This window comes from Arthrobacter sp. GMC3, from assembly GCF_002929305.1.
Classification (GTDB): Bacteria; Actinomycetota; Actinomycetes; order Actinomycetales; family Micrococcaceae; genus Specibacter.
The window spans coordinates 102,209-117,661 of sequence record NZ_PJIO01000007.1 but is presented as its reverse complement, the minus strand read 5'-3'; the positions used below and the strand labels follow the sequence as shown (position 1 = coordinate 117,661).

The following is a 15,453-nucleotide window of genomic DNA, read 5'->3' as shown; positions in this document are numbered from 1 at the left end:
ATGCTGGTGAGTGGCTGGGCTGCAAAAGGGCAGCCAACAGGCCCTCCACGCTATCACCGTGGAGCGCAAGCCCAAGGTGGAGGAATTACTGTGAACAATCCCAAAACGGTTCAGGCTCTGGACGCTGCCCACTGGCAGCGTCAGCTCGAAATTTTGATTGAAAAGTATCAAGTCCCGGGTGCGGTTTTCGGCATCCTGCGTTCGGACACGGCCTCGGGTGGCACCGGGCAGGAGGAACGGGTGGTCGTTGGCGCAGGAGTCACCAACATCAACACCGGCCAGCCCGTCACCCCCGATACCCTGTTCCAAATTGGCTCAATCACCAAAACCTGGACGGCCACCTTGGTGCTGCAACTCGTTGCCGAAGGGAAGCTGGATCTGGATGCACCCATCCGTGACGTACTGCCCGATTTCACACTCAGCGACGAATCCGCCGCGGCCACCATCACCATGCGCCACTTGCTCACCCACACCAGCGGCATTGACGGGGACATCTTCACCGACACCGGCCGGGGTGACGATTGTGTGCGCAAGTACGTGGAATCGTTGCACTCGGCTGCGCAACTCTTTACCCCGGGCGCAACCTGGTCCTATTGCAACACCGGCCTGGTCATCGCCGGGCGGGTCGTAGAGGTGCTCCGTGAGATGACCTGGGACGCCGCTCTGAGCAAATACATTCTTGCCCCACTGTCGCTCAAGGCAACCACCACCTTGCCGGAGCAGACAGCGCTCCACCGCTTCGCCGTCGGGCACCAGAACCAGAACGGCACACCTGTCCTGACCCCCACCTTCCTGCTCCCCCGCAGCTGCGGGCCTGCTGGGCTCATCACGGCCGCAGCCGACGACGTCCTCAGCTACGCGAGGACCTTCATGCCAGGCGGCGGCCAGGCACTTCTGGGCGCCGACTCGCTGGCCGCCATGCTCACTCCCCAGGTTGAGATGCACCATGCCTCCCAGGTAGCCGACCATATGGGCATCGGCTGGGTCCTGCAGTCCTGGGGCGGTGTTCCGACTATCAATCACAATGGCGGCACCTTGGGCCAGAACTCCATGCTCCGGCTCTTTCCCGAGCAAGGCGTGGTGCTTTTCCTGGCGGCCAACGGTGGGGAACCCCAGAAACTGATGCGCGAACTGTTCACCGAGGCCGCGGCGCTGCTGACCGGCGCCACCATGCCAGCAGCCTTCACCCCCGCAACCGACGGCGACGGCTCCGCCTTCCACGAATACGAGGGCTTCTACGAGGCCGCCGGCGTGAGGATACACATCAGGGCAGCCGGGGAAGCCACCTGGCACGCCGCCGTCATGGACACCACGGGCTTGTTTGGTGAGAAGGAACCGGACATCTTCGAGCTGGCAGGCTCCGGTCCCGCAGGGTTCGGCGCCGCGGTGCCCGGCACCTCGGACTGGGCGCCGCTAAGTTTTGAATCGTTGGGAGACACCCGACTACTTCACTTCAGCGGCCGCAGCTACCCCCAGATCCCCACCCCGAACTGACACCACTAAAAGAGCCGCACACCTGCAAGGTGGGCGGCTCTTTTTCTTTGCGCGGGTTTAGCCTAAGCACTCAACTCCTCGATGGGGGCGCCCACGACGGTGATGGTGGCCTACGGGTTTCTGGGTTTCTCACAGTAAATGTGGTCACCATAGATGTTTGCAGCACGGCTTGTTGTGGGTCCGCCATACGAAGTCACCGTGTGTTTATTGTCAAAAAGAACAACTGGTACGCATCCGAAATCTGCCAAGCTGGGTCAATGCGCACACTTCTGAAGGGCGGGCGGGTCATCGACCCCGGCACCGGGAACGACAACATCGGCGATCTCCTCATGGAGAACGGCCGTGTGGTCGCAGCAGGGGCCCAGCTCTCGCCTGCCGAGACCGAGAGGGCCGTGGTCATCGACGTCAGCGGATGCATAGTCGGCCCGGGCTTCGTAGACCTCCACAGCCACGTTCATTCCATCGCCGGGCAGCGCCTGCAGGCGATGGATGGAGTCACGACGGCACTTGACCTCGAAGCTGGGCTGGCGCCCGTCGCTGCGGCGATGGCCGATGCAGCCCGCGAGGGCCGCCCCCTCAACTACGGCTTTTCGGCCTCCTGGGCGCAGGCGCGCGCCTTTGCTCATCTAGGCCAGGCCCCGGTCGCCGATGTGCACAACGCCTTCGGCTTACTCGCCAAACCAGAGTGGCAGCGCAGTTCGACCCCGCGCGAGTTGAACACTTGGCTCGCGCAGCTCGAGAATGAGATCGCAGACGGCGCTATCGGAATCGGCATCTTGCTTGGCTATGCGCCGCGCACTGATCCGGCGGAGTTCCTTGCAGTCGCGCGACTCGCCGCCGCAGCGAACGCTCCCACATTCACCCACGTGCGTGAACTGATCGAGGCCGACCCGACGACACCGATCGACGGCTCTGCGGAGATCATGATTGCCGCCGCCGAAACCGGCGCGGCCATGCACCACTGTCACGTCAACAGCACGTCCCGCCGCCACATTGACCGTGTGCTCGGCATGCTCGAACGCTCTCAGGCCGAGGGAAGCCGCGTCACCGTGGAGACCTACCCCTATGGCGCGGGCAGCACCGCGGTCGGCGCCTTCTTCCTCGCTCCGGAACGCCTCGGCGCCTGGGGCATCAAACCAAGCGACATCACGATGGTCGCCACCGGTGAACGGGTCGCGGACGCCGCGCGCCTGAGGGAGATTCGCCGCACCGCACCGGCCGCCGAGTGCATAGTCATGTTCCTCAACGAAGAGGATCCGAGCCACCTGGCTTTGCTTCAGAGCGCCCTCGCCTTCCCAGACGCCATCGTCGCGAGCGATGCCATGCCCGTCGAGTGGGCCGGCGAGGTTCGCGAATCGCGTCAATGGCCGCTACCGGCCGGCGGCGCCACCCACCCTCGCACGGCAGGAACGTTTGCCCGTTCGATTCGCATGATGGTGCGTGAGACCGGCGCCTGGAGCTGGCTCGAGGCATTCCGGCGCTGTTCCTACTTGCCGGCGCGCGTTCTCGATGATGCAGCATCCGGCGCGCGGGCCAAGGGCCACATCGGCATCGGTGCGGACGCCGACATCGTCGTGATCGAGCCGGATCGGTTCTCCGACACCGCAAGTTACCTCGATTCCACCCGGCCCTCCGTCGGGGTGCGCCATCTCTTCGTCGGCGGTACAGCCGTCGTGCGGGACGGTCTCATGCTGACGGACGCGTTCCCCGGTCGCGCACTCAAAGGCGACCCCCGATGACCGAAACCTTTTTTGCTCGGGATGCGGCGCACGACCAGTCGGCCGGAGACCTGCTTGGCGTGGCCGTGCACTTCGATTGAAGAGTGCCATCAACATCCACGAACGCGATGTCCCCCACCGGACGGTTCCCCGAACAGGGGTGCCGTCCGGACCAGGCGCATGACCCGGGCCAGACCAGCCGGCGACATAAGGTCCTCCTCATCGGTGGGTCAAGGCTAAGCGCTCAGCTCCTCGATGAGGGCGGCCACGAGTGCCGTCCGGCCCGGAATGAAAGCGAGCAGGGCGTGCTCGTGGCGGGCGTGGGCGCCGGCGCCCACGGCGCCAAGGCCGTCCAGAGTGGGCACGCCAATGCCGGCGGTGAAGTTACCATCGGAGGCGCCACCCACGGCGACGGCGGTTAGCTCGCCCAGTCCATCGCGGGAGGCGATACGCTCCGCCCGGGCAAAAAGCCCCATGGCGCCGCTGCGTTCCATGGGTGGACGGTTCGGGCCACCATTGACGGTGATGATGGCCTCCGGGTTGTTGGCGAGCAGGGAGCGCATGGCCAGATCGACCCGTTCCTGTTCGGCGCCCGAGCGCACCCGCACGTCAACATCGAGCGTGGCCAGCGCGGGGACCGTATTGGTAGTGGTGCCCGCGGACAGGGTAGTGGGGGTCACCGAGGTGCCAAGGGCGGGGTCAGCAAGGGTTTGAATGGCCAGGATCTGGTGGGCCAGTTCAACTCCTGCGTTGATGCCCTTTTCCGGTTCCAGGCCGGCGTGGGAGGCACGCCCGTGGATGCTCACCTTGTAGATGGAGACGCCCTTGCGTTCTACCTTGAGCGCTCCGTCGTCGGCTGCGGCCTCCAGGACCAGGGCGGCGACACTGCCGCGAGCCTCGTCCTCAATGAGTGCCCGGGAGGTAATGGAACCCGATTCTTCATCGCCCGTGACCAGCAGATTGATCCCGTCCAAGGCGACGTCTCCCCCGCGCTCACGCAGTAGAGCCAACGCGTGGATGGCCTGGATCAGTCCCAGCTTCATGTCAAAGCAGCCCGGGCCTCGGATCACGCCGTCGGTGTTGCTGAACGGGATTTCAGCCAGGGTTCCATGCGGCCACACGGTGTCGTGGTGGGTCAGGATGGTCACCTTGGGGGTGCCAAAACGCAGTCGCAGGTGATGGCAGCCGTCAATGTCCACCGTTTCCGGGCGAACCCCCAAACGTTCCTCGATGAGGTCCGCCACGAGAACGGCACTCGTGGCGATGGCCGGGTAGTCACCGGTGGGCGACTCATGGCCGACCACCCGTTCTAGATCGGCCAGGAACAGGGGCAGGCGTTCCTGGCTCTGGCCGAGGATGGAAAGGGTTTGCCCGCTGGTGATAGTCATGGTGCTCCATTGCATAGTTAAGTTTGGTGTTGGCGGAGTTGGCCGATCCCCACGCGGAGACCGGCCAACTCTCAAGGGTTTAGTTGTGGTTGGCTACCTGCGGGTAGACCCTGGTGCCGAAGTGCATGAGCTTGGTCCCGCCGTGGGACTCGAAACTAATGCGTACCCAGTCAGGCATGCCTTCTACCCGGGCACCCACGTACTCCGCTCCTGCCGTGACAAGGTTCAGGATCTGTGGTTCTCCCGCCGACGGGTGGCCGCTTGTGTCAATGGCGGTGGCCTTCCAATTGCCGGCGTCGTCCTTGGGTTCGACGACGATGCGCAGGCCGGCGGCCTCATAGACGCCCGCGTACTCATGCAGGCGTGCGGCATCCCGACCGGCCTCCCCGGGCGCGTGGGCCGCGGGGTTGAATGCCGCCGGGATGGTTGCCCCGGCCAGCGCCTGTGCCGCTTCCCCGAACAGTTCCCGATGAATGTTTTCTGCCCTCCCGCCGTTGACGGAAAGGAATAGCGCGATCCCCTGTTCCGGGAACAGGCGCAGGTAGGAGTTTTGCCCAAAGGTGGCGCCGTTGTGGTTGATGGTTGGCACGGTGCCCCACTTCTGCAGGCACCATCCCAGCGCCCATTCATCGGCGAGGCTGGTGGCGTGGGACATGTTGACCTGGCCCCTCACCATCTCGGCGAGCTGCTCCGCCGGCATCAGCGGCGTCCCTCCCGGCATGAAGGTGCGGGCATACGTGAGCGTTTCATCCACCGAGGAGCTGATCAGCCCGGCGGGCCCGGCGCTGCGTGTAATCATAAGGTCCGTGGTGACCTTCTGCTCGCTGCCCAGCCCAAGGTGCCCGACGGCGAAGCTGTGCAACGCTGTTTCCTCGGCCAGGGTGGTGGTGCAGCTCAGCTTCAGCGGTGCGTAAATGTGATCGGCCAACACCTGGTTCCAGATCTTCCCGCGCAGCACCTCGATGACGCGCCCGGCAATGCCGAAACCGGTGTTGCAATAGGACCAGGTTTGGCCCGGAGCAAATACTTGTTCGGCTGTGGAAAGGGCGTCAACATACTTTTCCACGCAGTCATCTCCTGCGCCCGTGTCGGTGAAGATGTCCCCGTCAATGCCGCTGGTGTGGGTGAGTAGCTGGCGCATGGTGATGGTTGCCGCCGCGTTCTCGTCTGCAAGTTTGAAATCGGGCAGGACGTCCCGAATGGGGGCGTCAAGGTCCAGCTTGCCTTCGGCCACGAGCTGCATGATGAGGGTGGCTGTCCAGGTCTTGGTGATCGAACCAAGCTGGAACAGGCTCGCCGGGGTGACCTTTTCTCCTGTTCGTTTGTTCGTGACACCGGCAGCAATGACCACCCGCTCCTCGGCGCCGCGGCCGGGAACTGCCGCGTCTGTGCGCAGGATGCCAAAGACCGCCCCCGGGACATCGTATTTGGCAATCGCAGTTTCCAACCGGTGCTGCCAGTAGGCGGTGTCCAAGAGTGCCGGAACGACGGCGGTTTCCCCGGCGGTTTGGGCTGCGGCAGGGACATGGAGCTCCAGCCAGGCGATGAGTCGTTCGCTGTAGTCCAGGCGATGGCTCAACGGGCCATTCATGATGAACGAATGCGACTGTCCCGGGTACAGCACCATTTGGGCGGGCACGCCTTTTCGGCGCAGACCGGCGAACCATTGTTCGGCCTGGTTGACGGGGCAGCGGTTGTCTTGGGCGCCGTGCAGGATCAGCGTTGGGGTGGTGACCTGGTGGAGAGCGTTCATGGGTGAGAGTGCCGCCGCGACGGTGTCGTCGCCGTCGAATTCGGTTTTGGACAGGTAGACCCCGGCGTCCGATGCGCCGGGCAATGCACCAAGATCCGCCACGAGTCCGCCGGCAACGGCCGCGGCAAAACGGTTGCTGGTGCTGGTCAGCGAACAGGTGCCGAAGCCTCCGTAGCTGTATCCCGTCACAGCAAGCCGATCCGGGTCCACGGCCCCTTCGGAAATCAGGACATCGATGGGTTCCATCCAGTCGTTGTGATCGGCCGTGCCCCAACCGTCCAGGGTGCCTCGCAAGAATGCCTCACCGTAGCCGTCGCTGCCGCGCGGATTCAGGATCAGAATGGTCCACCCTTTGGCGGCCAGTTCCTGGTGGTAGGGGCGGCTTGCGTCGGCGACGCCAGTCCAGGCGTTGTGCGGGCCACCGTGAATGTCCAGGAGCAGGGGGGCAGGTCCGTTTTGCTTGGACTCGTCACGGATGAGCCAGCCTGCCACGGATTCGCCGTCGGAGATTGTGAAAGTGCGGGGCTCGGAGGTGATTAGTTCAACGTCGGGCAGGGTTTGGGCCATGATCGAGGTCAGCACCGTAAGCTGACCGTCGGAACCGACCACGGCAAGCTCCGCGAAGGTGTCGTGAGTGGTGACCACGACGGCAGTTGTTCCGCCTCCGTGGGACAGCCCGGAGATCACGGTGTGTTCTGCGGTGAGGATTCCCTCGAGCCGGCCCTCGTGGCTGTGGCGGTAGAGGTGGGTGTTACCGCCCATCCGGACGGCGAAGAGAATGTCACCGTTGGCTAGGAGCTGGGGAGTGCCGCCCGGATAGCCAACACCGCCGGGCATGATGTTGCGGTCCAGGGACGCTGTGAGGTTTTCATCAGGCTGTGCCGCGTCGAGGTGAAGACGCCATAGCCCGGCATTGCGGGTCTGCGTTGCCTGCAGGCCAATTCCAATGACGGATTCCCCGTCCTGGCTCCACAGCAGGGGTCCGCCCATGGCGCCGGCCTGGCCCACACGGTGGCGGGTCAGGAGTGGATCGGCTAGTTCCAGGTACCAAACGTGGGAGCTGAGTTCGGTGTCCCTGTCTTCATCCAGTGCGGCCGCAAAAGCCAGTTTCGTGCCGTCGGGGGAAATTGCTGGGGCGGAAGCATTCCAATCGCCGTCGGTCAGCTGGCGAACGGCGCCGTTGGCAAGGGTGATCTCGTGCAGGTGCAGGCGCATATTACCGAGGTAGCCGACGCCGTCGGACTTGTAGTCCAGGCGGTTGATGACGATCGGCTCGTTGGCGTTGGGCGGGCCGGCAACAATGCGGGTCGGGGCGCTGAGCACCACGGTGCCACCACCCGGGCTCCACACGGCGGCACCGGCGCCCAGGGGGAAGTTCTCGGAGTTTGTCAGCGCAACGGGCTCACCGCCGTCGGGGGAAATAGTCCACAGCTGGGGGGCCGCGCCAGCGCTTGAGCGCAGGAAGGCCAGTTCGTTCCCGGCGGCATTCCAGACGGGGGCGGAGTCCACTCCACTTTGAGTCAACTGCCGCGGTTCCCCTCCGCTGGTGGCCACCAGCCACAGCGATGAGGTCTTGGTGTCACCATCGACACCGCCCACAGCATAGACAACGTGTTGGCCATCGGGGCTGACCGCGGGGGCTCCCGGAGTGCGAAGCTGGGCCAAGTCGGTGATTTTTAGGGGGCGTTTCATAGGGATCCTCACGTCGCGGGCTACTTACGGTCCGCCAGGACACTGGCCGTGGCGGGATGGGCTGCCGAGCCCGGCCACTGCGTGAGTGAGCCAGCTCTCATTCCATCCTTGCCTGCATCCGTTCCACATTCACTGGTTTATTCGACAGAAAAACTACCCTTCTATGTAGGAAACTCCAAGGTTGCCCGATTCGGGGCCACTGAACAGATCCACGCAACGGGCACCGGAACACAAAAATGCCCGCTACCGCCGGCAAATGAGTCCAGGAATGGACTGGTTTGCCGGCGGAGGCGGGCACTTGGGGTACTTCAGGCGGCACATATGCGCAACGACCCTTAGCGGTGCAGGGCGTGGATCAGGGGGCGGTTGATTCGTCGCCGTGGGTGTCCTTGGCGGCACGGTCCGCGTCTTCAGCGGCTTTCTTGGCAGCGGCCAAACGGTCCGAGGACTTGCGGTTCACGCCCGATCCTTCGCTCAGGTAGGCGGGGTTGTCCTTGTGTCCCATGACCAGCAGGGAGGAAATAAGCAAGGCGGCGATGAAGGCGATGCCAAAGGCGATGCCGCCCAGGTCCCAGCGCAGACCGTGGATGGTGCCGCCAGCCGAGACTACCAAGGTGACCAGACCGGCCACGGCGCCCAGGGCGAAGGAAAAACTCAGGGGCAACTTGATGGAGTTGCCCGACTTCGGGTTCTGTGGCTCTTCATTGCCCACGGTTTGGTCCTTTGCTTGATTGTCGCTGGCGCGCCCCAAATTTCTACGCACAGTAGAATTCTTCGATCCCAGTTTACTTTTCTTTTGGCTTCCGGGCGTCATGGCGCAGTGTGAGCGCCGACAACAGCCATAGCGCACCGCTCATCAGGGCCCCGCCACCGCTGACACCCAGGAGTGCGTGCGGGCCGGCGGCGATGAAGAACGGCAGCAGCAAGCCGGTGCCTATGCCCAGGACGCCGGAGATCAACCAGTCGCTGCGCAGGGAGGATTTGGTAGCGGAATCGTTGGTGCGGTTGTGCAATGCCGCAAAGACTTCGGCGGCACCAACGAGCGCCAGGGCTGCTCCACCGAGCCAACCGGCCACAACGGTGTTCACGGCAATGAAAACAATCACACCGCTGACTGCCAGAAGGGCGGCGGCTCCCAGGAGCACCAGTCGTTTTAATTCTTTTCGTGGCAATGCCAGCCTGCGAACAAACCAGTAGTGCGACGCCGCCAGGATGAGGAAATACCAGGCGAAGTTCAGGCACAGTCCCAAGGTGTCCGGGGTGCCCCAAAAAACGGTGATGATGCCAAAGAACAGTGTGACCATCGAGCGAAAAAGGACGGGTTGCCACAAAGGGGCGCCGGGATTGTTGATGACGGGTGCGTTGGCGTCTTGGGACGCGGCTGTTTCACTCACCCATCAAGTCTAGCCGCGCCCGGCCGCCTCAACTGCCCCCGGGGACGCCCAGCCGTATCCAACGCCCAGTGCGGGCACGCAATCCCAGCGTCACCCCGCGCGCGCCCATGTAACCCAGACTGAAGGCCGCCCACAGCCACGCGAGTGCAGCCGGATTATCGCCCAGCGCTGCGCCCTGGATCCAGAAGAGCAGCGGCAGGTACACCACCAGGTTCGCCAGCCCGGCCAAGGCCAGATACCGTGCGTCGCCCGCCCCGATGAGAACGCCGTCGAGCACAAAGACGTAGCCGGCCAGTGGCTGTCCCAGCGCCATGACAAGAAGGGCGGCACCCAGCGCCTGGTGCACGCCAGTGTCGTTGGTGAAGATCCAGCCCACACCCCCGGACGCCGCCCACAAGAGCAGGCCCGTCACCACCCCGAAGCCCACGCCCCACCGCGTCATGGTCCGGGTCAAGGCCCGCACCAAGGAAGAATTCCCGGCACCGAGTTCCTTACCGATGAGCGCCTGGGCGGCGATAGCTAGCGCATCAAGTGCAAAGGCCAGGAACGTAAAAAGCGTCATGGCTAGCTGGTGTGCGGCCAGGTTAAGGGGACCTTGGGCCGTCACCACCATCACCGTGGCCAGGATGGCAACACGGAGGGAGAGGGTACGGATCATGAGCCAGCTACCCACACGGGAGACCGTGCGGATGCCGGCCCAGTCGGGACGCAGACTCACTTTTTCCGCTCTGGCCGCCCGGAGCACGATCACGAGGTAGATGGCAGCCATGCCCCACTGAGCCAGTACGGTGCCCAGTGCGGAACCACCCACGGACAGGTTCAGGCCATAGACCAAGGCAAAGTTCAGCACAATGTTCACGGCAAATCCGACGCCGGCCACTACTAACGGTGTGCGGGTGTCTTGCAGTCCGCGCAACACTCCCATCGCGGCGAGGACCAGCAGCATGGCAGGAATGCCAGCCATGCTGACCATCAGGTATTCGTGGGCGAAGCCTAGAACCTCACCCCCGGCCCCCATGGCGGAGAGCAACGCGCCGCCACTGAGCCAGCCCGCAGCAGCGAGCACCGCACCCAGTAGCAAGGCCAACCACAGTCCATCGCGGCCCACGGCCAAGGCGTCAGCCCGTCGGCCCGCGCCGAGGAGTCTGGCCACCGCAGGAGTGGTGGAATAGGCAAGAAACACCATCAGCCCCACGGCGGTTTGCAGCACCGTTGCCGCCAACCCCACACCCGCCAGTTCGGCAACGCCCAAGTGACCGACGATCGCCGAGTCCGCAAGGAGGAACAGTGGTTCGGCAATGAGCGCACCAAAGGCGGGCACTGCAAGGTGCAGAATCTGCCGTGACGAACCGCCTGCCCTGCCGCTGGTGGTGGGGGCGGCTTGCGGAGAAACAGGTTTAGGCATGCTCCAACAGTATCGGCCGGGGGTCGCCGCCCGTCGCCACCAGCCCGGCCATCAGCGACTTTAGGGCCGTGATGACCTGCTGCACGGCAGCCCTTTCAAGCGCCTCCGGCCGGGTCAGGATGTCGACCCTCCGGCCCAGGCGTGGTTCCTGCAGCGGGACAAGAACCAGTTGTGGAAAATGCTCACGGTTGACCAGGTAGCGGGGCATGAGGGCCACAGCTGCCCCGCGCTCCACCACGGCGGCGGCCACGAAGAACTCGTTGATCCGATGGGCCACCACGGCCTCTTCCCCGGCCAGGGTTCCTATCATTTCGATGGCCCCTTCCAAGGGAAAGCCCTGGCGCACCGAGACCCACCGTTCCCCGCGTAAATCCGCGGGCACCAGGGTCGCGTGCCCGGCAAGCCTGTGCTTGGCGCCCACCGCCACATCGAGGGGCTCAAAAGCCAGCGGAGTCACCGCCACCGTGCCCGGCCAGCCGGCACTGTTGGGCAGCCGGTGGGCAATCACCACATCGTAGTCGGCCGTCAGTGCCGGAAAATCCTGTTGCGCCACGTCCTGGTCGGCAAGGTTCAGGGAAGGACCGGCGCTGTCCATCAAGCGTTGCTCCAGAGGCCCAAAGAGTGCCAGCCCGGCACTGTGGAACGCGGCCACGCTAACCGGCTCGGCCGGGTCAGACCGGAACGCACCAACGGCTGCATCGGCACGGGCTAGTGCCACTTCCACCTCCGCGGCAGCGTGGCACAGGGCCAGACCCGCCGGTGTCAGCGCGGTGCGCCTGCCTTGTTTATAAGTCAATGCAGTGCCTGCCGTACGCTGCAGGACGCTGAGCTGTTGGGACACGGACGACGCCGTGACGTGCAGTGCCAGCGCGGCCGCGGCAATGCTCCCCCTGGCTTGGACTTCACGCAGGGCCCTCAGCTGTCCCAATTCCATAAGTTCAAACTAACGCATCCCCTAGTAAATTGACGTCTAGTCCTAACGTTTTCTTGCCCGCAGTATTGAGCGGTGAAGAACTTTCGAAACGGTTTTGGAGTGGACCTGGCGCTGCTGGCTGTTGCCGTGGTGTGGGGCGGCAGCTATTTGGTGGCCAAGGGGCTCACGGCCACCGCCTCAGTGCCGGCAGTGCTTGGGTGGCGGTTCCTGGTGGCGTCGTTGGCGCTGACGGTGCTGTGGGCGTGGCGTGTTCGGCGTTTCCCGGGGCGCGCCGAACTTGTTACGGGCGTAGTGCTGGGCCTGACACAGGCTGCTGTGCTTTTCCTTGAGACCTTTGGCGTGGCCCGCACCAGCGCCGGCAATGCCGGGCTGATCATCGCCTTGACCGTGATCTTCACGCCATTGCTGGACGCTGTGGCGGCACGGCGCTGGCTGCCGCGCAGTTTTTTTATGGCAGCAGCGGTATGTGTTGTGGGCGTTGCACTGCTGGTGTCCGGTGACGGATTCCGGGCACCCAATCCCGGTGACCTGCTCATGCTGGCAGCCGCGGCGGTGCGCGCCGGGCATGTGACATTGCTGGGGGCAATGACCACCAACAAGCCTTACAGTTCCATCACCGTGACCTGGCTCCAGTCACTTGTCTGCGCCGTGTTGGCCATTGTGGCGGACCCCGCGGGGATGGTGCGGGCCGCGGGGGTGTTCGGCCCGTCCCAGTGGCTGGGCGTGTTCTACCTGGGGCTGGCAGCAGGGGTATTCGCGTTCCTGGTGCAGCTGTGGGCGGTGCGGCGCACTTCGCCCTCCCGAGCCAGCCTACTCATGGGCACCGAACCGGTGTGGGCGGTGCTGGCCGGGGTGTTGCTCGCTGGCGAGACGCTCGGCTGGCTTGGCGCCCTGGGAGGGCTGCTGATAGTTGCCGGCTGCTACGCCGGGCAGCGGATCGAGGCAAAGTTTCGGGCACTCCCGGCACCTCACCCGGACCCGGCTGCACGTTCCGGAGACGATCTGGCTCTCCACGGAAATTCCAGCCCGTGAGGCCCGGGCCGCTAGTAGCCGCCGCCTCCGCCGCCGTCGTTGGCCATGTTGGCAAACCGCGAGTAGTGGCCCTGGAAGCCCACCACAATGGTTTTAGTGGGACCGTTACGGTGCTTAGCCACAATCACGTCGGCTTCACCGGCACGAGCCGACTCCTTGTCGTAAATGTCTTCACGGTGCAACAGGATGACCATGTCGGCGTCCTGCTCGATCGAGCCCGATTCACGAAGATCCGAGACCATCGGCTTTTTGTCGGTACGTTGCTCGGAACCACGGTTCAGCTGCGAGAGCGCCACCACCGGCACCTGCAACTCCTTGGCCAATAGCTTCAGGGCACGGGAGAATTCGGAGACTTCCTGCTGGCGCGACTCCACTTTTTTGCCCGAGGACATCAGCTGCAAGTAGTCAAGGATGACCAGTTTAAGGTTGTGCTGCTGCTTCAGGCGCCTGCACTTGGCCCTGATCTCCATCAAGGACATGTTGGGGGAATCGTCAATAAACAACGGCGCGTCATTCATCTTGCCCATGGTGGTGGCAATCTTTGACCACTGGTCGTCTTTGACGGTTCCCTTACGGAGGTCCTGCAGGCTGATGGTTGCCTCGGCGGAGAGCAGGCGCATGGCCAGCTCGTTCCGGCCCATTTCCAGGGAGAAGACCACGGTGGCCATATTGTGGGTGATGGCCGCAGATCGCGCCCAGTCAAGTGCGAACGTCGAATTGTGGGTGGGGATGAATGACGGACCCGCCAGGTACAGGTGGCTGTTGTGGGCGATCTGAATGCACTTCACAGGCACGGATTGAACGGGGCGCACGGAGGTGATGAAGCGTTGGGTGCGTTTGGGTGTGCTCCGCGCATCCCTCTCCTTGTGGAGGAGTTGCTTACGGGTCAGCCCAAAGACCACATCTTCGGTGGCGAAGGTGATCGTGTAGCAGGTCGATGACTTCTCGGTGCGGCCGTCGACCGCTTTTTCCGACCACCCGGTCCGGTAGCCGAGACTGTGGATGAGTTCCCGTGCACCCTGTGCCAATGCGAGGCTCGTGACGGCAAATTGCACACAGCCGCTGGAGGTGACTGTGCCGTCGGTATCCAGCAAACCCGCCAGCAAATCGCGCCGCTGGGCGATGCTCGCCCGGAGGTAAGTGTCAGGAATGTGCTTATTGCCCAGGAGAGAGTTGGAGCGCAGAATTGCCTGGAGCGAACCATGGTCCAGTCGGCACGGTTCGCAACGAAGGCCGCCACTGCAGGGAATCTTGCAATCGATGCAGGTTGGCGCCGGCACTGCTTCAGTTGTGTAGCGTGCCTTGCGCCCGCAGTTTTGAGAACAAGTGCGCACTTGCCGCAGCTTGTTGGTAAACGGTGCCCCGCACACGACACAGAGGCCTTCAAAAACGAAGGATTCTGCAGGCAGGTGGATACTATGGGTCAGATCGGTGACGGGTTTGAGCTCGTACCCCTCGGCGGAGATGCGCATGAAGACTTCAGCATCTGCGTTGGTCACCCTCGCCGCAGCCGATGCGCCATCGCCAAGCCAGGCGCCCAACGTGTAGGGGCCAATGGGCAGGTCCGCCGCAGGAAGGTCCAAAGCTGCTGCGTTGCGAATGGAGTGGTTCAAGCGCTCATCAGCCGTGGCACACCGTAAAGTGTCGGCGATCTGGGCGGTAGTGCGCACTTCAGCGGATACCCGGGGGTTGGCGGATGATTGAGTCGATTTCCTGGAGGAGCGGGTGTCGGTCAGCCACTGGTGCTCGGCATCCGCAATCAGCACGCTGCCGTCGTCGAAGGTCACTTCAAAACAAGGGCGATCAAGCATGACCTCGGTGGCCGCAACAACCACAGTGGGCGTCCCGTCCGCCGCAAGCACAGCGTCACCAACTCGCACCTCGCCCATCGTGGTCCAGCCCGTAGGTGTGGGCAGCGCGGTGTCCAGTGCGAGAGCCTTACCAACGGCCGGCCTGGCGGCGATGACAATCATCTGTCCCGGGTGCAAACCATTGGTCAGCTCATCAAATTCGTAGAAACCGGTAGGCACGCCGGTCATGCCTTCGCCCTTGTGTCCGGAGGCCTCGATCTCGTCCACGGTGGATTCCATGACGTCCTTGAGGATCACGTAGTCCTCCGTGGTGCGGCGTTCGGCGACGGCGAAGATCTCCGCCTGGGCCGCGTTCACGACGTCCTCAACTTCGCCGTCCTGGGCGTAGCCCATTTGGACAATCTTGGTGCCGGCGGTGACCAGGCGGCGTAAAACTGCACGTTCGGCCACGATCTCGGCGTAGAAGCCAGCGTTGGCTGCCGTGGGGACGGACTGAATAAGCTGGTGGAGGTACGCCGCCCCGCCAACTTTGGCGATTTCGGTGCGCTTCGTCAGCTCATCAGCCACCGTGACGGCGTCGGCCGGTTCGCCACGGCCATAGAGGTCCAAGATGGCCTCGTAAATGCTCTCGTGGGAGGGCCGGTAGAAGTCGTTCCCGCGTAGAACTTCCACGACGTCGGCGATGGCATCCTTGGAGAGCATCATGCCACCCAGGACGCTTTGCTCTGCGACAAGGTCCTGCGGAGGTGTCCGGGCAAAGTCCGGCTCTCTGGACGATCCGGCGGTGTCCGATGCTGGAGCGCTCATGGTGTGGTGCCTTCTTTCGCCCTGC

General features: G+C 63.9%; 10 protein-coding genes. 3 read left to right on the top strand and 7 right to left on the bottom strand.

The window, feature by feature from the left end:
- Positions 1-90: 90 nt before the first annotated feature.
- The gene (locus tag CXQ94_RS12930) at positions 91-1,494 is read left to right on the top strand and encodes a serine hydrolase (RefSeq protein ID WP_181034207.1); all 1,404 of its coding nucleotides are present in this window, start codon (positions 91-93) and stop codon (positions 1,492-1,494) included.
- Positions 1,495-1,694: 200 nt separating this feature from the next.
- Complete coding sequence (locus CXQ94_RS12925; RefSeq protein ID WP_219817048.1) at positions 1,695-3,233, top strand: amidohydrolase family protein; 1,539 nt, start codon at positions 1,695-1,697, stop codon at positions 3,231-3,233.
- A 215-nt stretch (positions 3,234-3,448) separates the two neighbouring features.
- On the opposite strand, the gene CXQ94_RS12920 is transcribed toward CXQ94_RS12925, so the two are convergent.
- The 6 genes from CXQ94_RS12920 to CXQ94_RS12895 form a co-directional block, all read right to left on the bottom strand.
- The gene (locus CXQ94_RS12920; RefSeq protein ID WP_104090867.1) at positions 3,449-4,600 is read right to left on the bottom strand and encodes a M20 family metallopeptidase; all 1,152 of its coding nucleotides are present in this window, start codon (positions 4,598-4,600) and stop codon (positions 3,449-3,451) included.
- A gap of 79 nt (positions 4,601-4,679) precedes the next feature.
- Positions 4,680-8,045, bottom strand: coding sequence for a serine hydrolase (locus CXQ94_RS12915; RefSeq protein WP_104090864.1), 3,366 nt, complete (start codon positions 8,043-8,045; stop codon positions 4,680-4,682).
- A 355-nt stretch (positions 8,046-8,400) separates the two neighbouring features.
- Positions 8,401-8,757 carry a hypothetical protein gene (locus tag CXQ94_RS22640; RefSeq protein WP_181034206.1) on the bottom strand — a complete coding sequence of 119 codons (357 nt, stop codon included), beginning with the start codon at positions 8,755-8,757 and terminating at the stop codon, positions 8,401-8,403.
- A 73-nt stretch (positions 8,758-8,830) separates the two neighbouring features.
- A complete protein-coding gene (locus CXQ94_RS12905) occupies positions 8,831-9,439 on the bottom strand; it encodes a hypothetical protein (RefSeq protein WP_104090857.1) in 609 nt (202 codons plus the stop codon).
- A gap of 28 nt (positions 9,440-9,467) precedes the next feature.
- A complete protein-coding gene (locus CXQ94_RS12900; RefSeq protein WP_104090853.1) occupies positions 9,468-10,844 on the bottom strand; it encodes an MATE family efflux transporter in 1,377 nt (458 codons plus the stop codon).
- Entirely contained in the window at positions 10,837-11,778 is a 942-nt protein-coding gene (locus CXQ94_RS12895; RefSeq protein WP_104090848.1) for a LysR family transcriptional regulator, read from the bottom strand. Before CXQ94_RS12895 ends, CXQ94_RS12900 begins: the two co-directional genes overlap by 8 nt.
- A gap of 72 nt (positions 11,779-11,850) precedes the next feature.
- On the opposite strand from CXQ94_RS12895, the gene CXQ94_RS12890 reads away from it, so the two are divergent.
- Positions 11,851-12,810, top strand: a complete 960-nt coding sequence (locus CXQ94_RS12890; RefSeq protein WP_219817047.1) for a DMT family transporter — start codon at positions 11,851-11,853, stop codon at positions 12,808-12,810.
- Between the two features lie 11 nt (positions 12,811-12,821).
- On the opposite strand, the gene dnaB is transcribed toward CXQ94_RS12890, so the two are convergent.
- Positions 12,822-15,428 carry a replicative DNA helicase gene (dnaB, locus tag CXQ94_RS12885; protein ID WP_104090845.1) on the bottom strand — a complete coding sequence of 869 codons (2,607 nt, stop codon included), beginning with the start codon at positions 15,426-15,428 and terminating at the stop codon, positions 12,822-12,824.
- Between the last annotated feature and the right edge of the window lie 25 nt (positions 15,429-15,453).

Bases quoted from the DNA above. Each gene is read 5' to 3' on its own strand.
- CXQ94_RS12920 (WP_104090867.1), bottom strand. From the start codon at position 4,600: ATGACTATCACCAGCGGGCAAACCCTTTCCATCCTCGGCCAGAGCCAG.
- CXQ94_RS12915 (WP_104090864.1), bottom strand. From the start codon at position 8,045: ATGAAACGCCCCCTAAAAATCACCGACTTGGCCCAGCTTCGCACTCCG.
- CXQ94_RS12900 (WP_104090853.1), bottom strand. From the start codon at position 10,844: ATGCCTAAACCTGTTTCTCCGCAAGCCGCCCCCACCACCAGCGGCAGG.
- CXQ94_RS12895 (WP_104090848.1), bottom strand. From the start codon at position 11,778: ATGGAATTGGGACAGCTGAGGGCCCTGCGTGAAGTCCAAGCCAGGGGG.
- dnaB (WP_104090845.1), bottom strand. From the start codon at position 15,428: ATGAGCGCTCCAGCATCGGACACCGCCGGATCGTCCAGAGAGCCGGAC.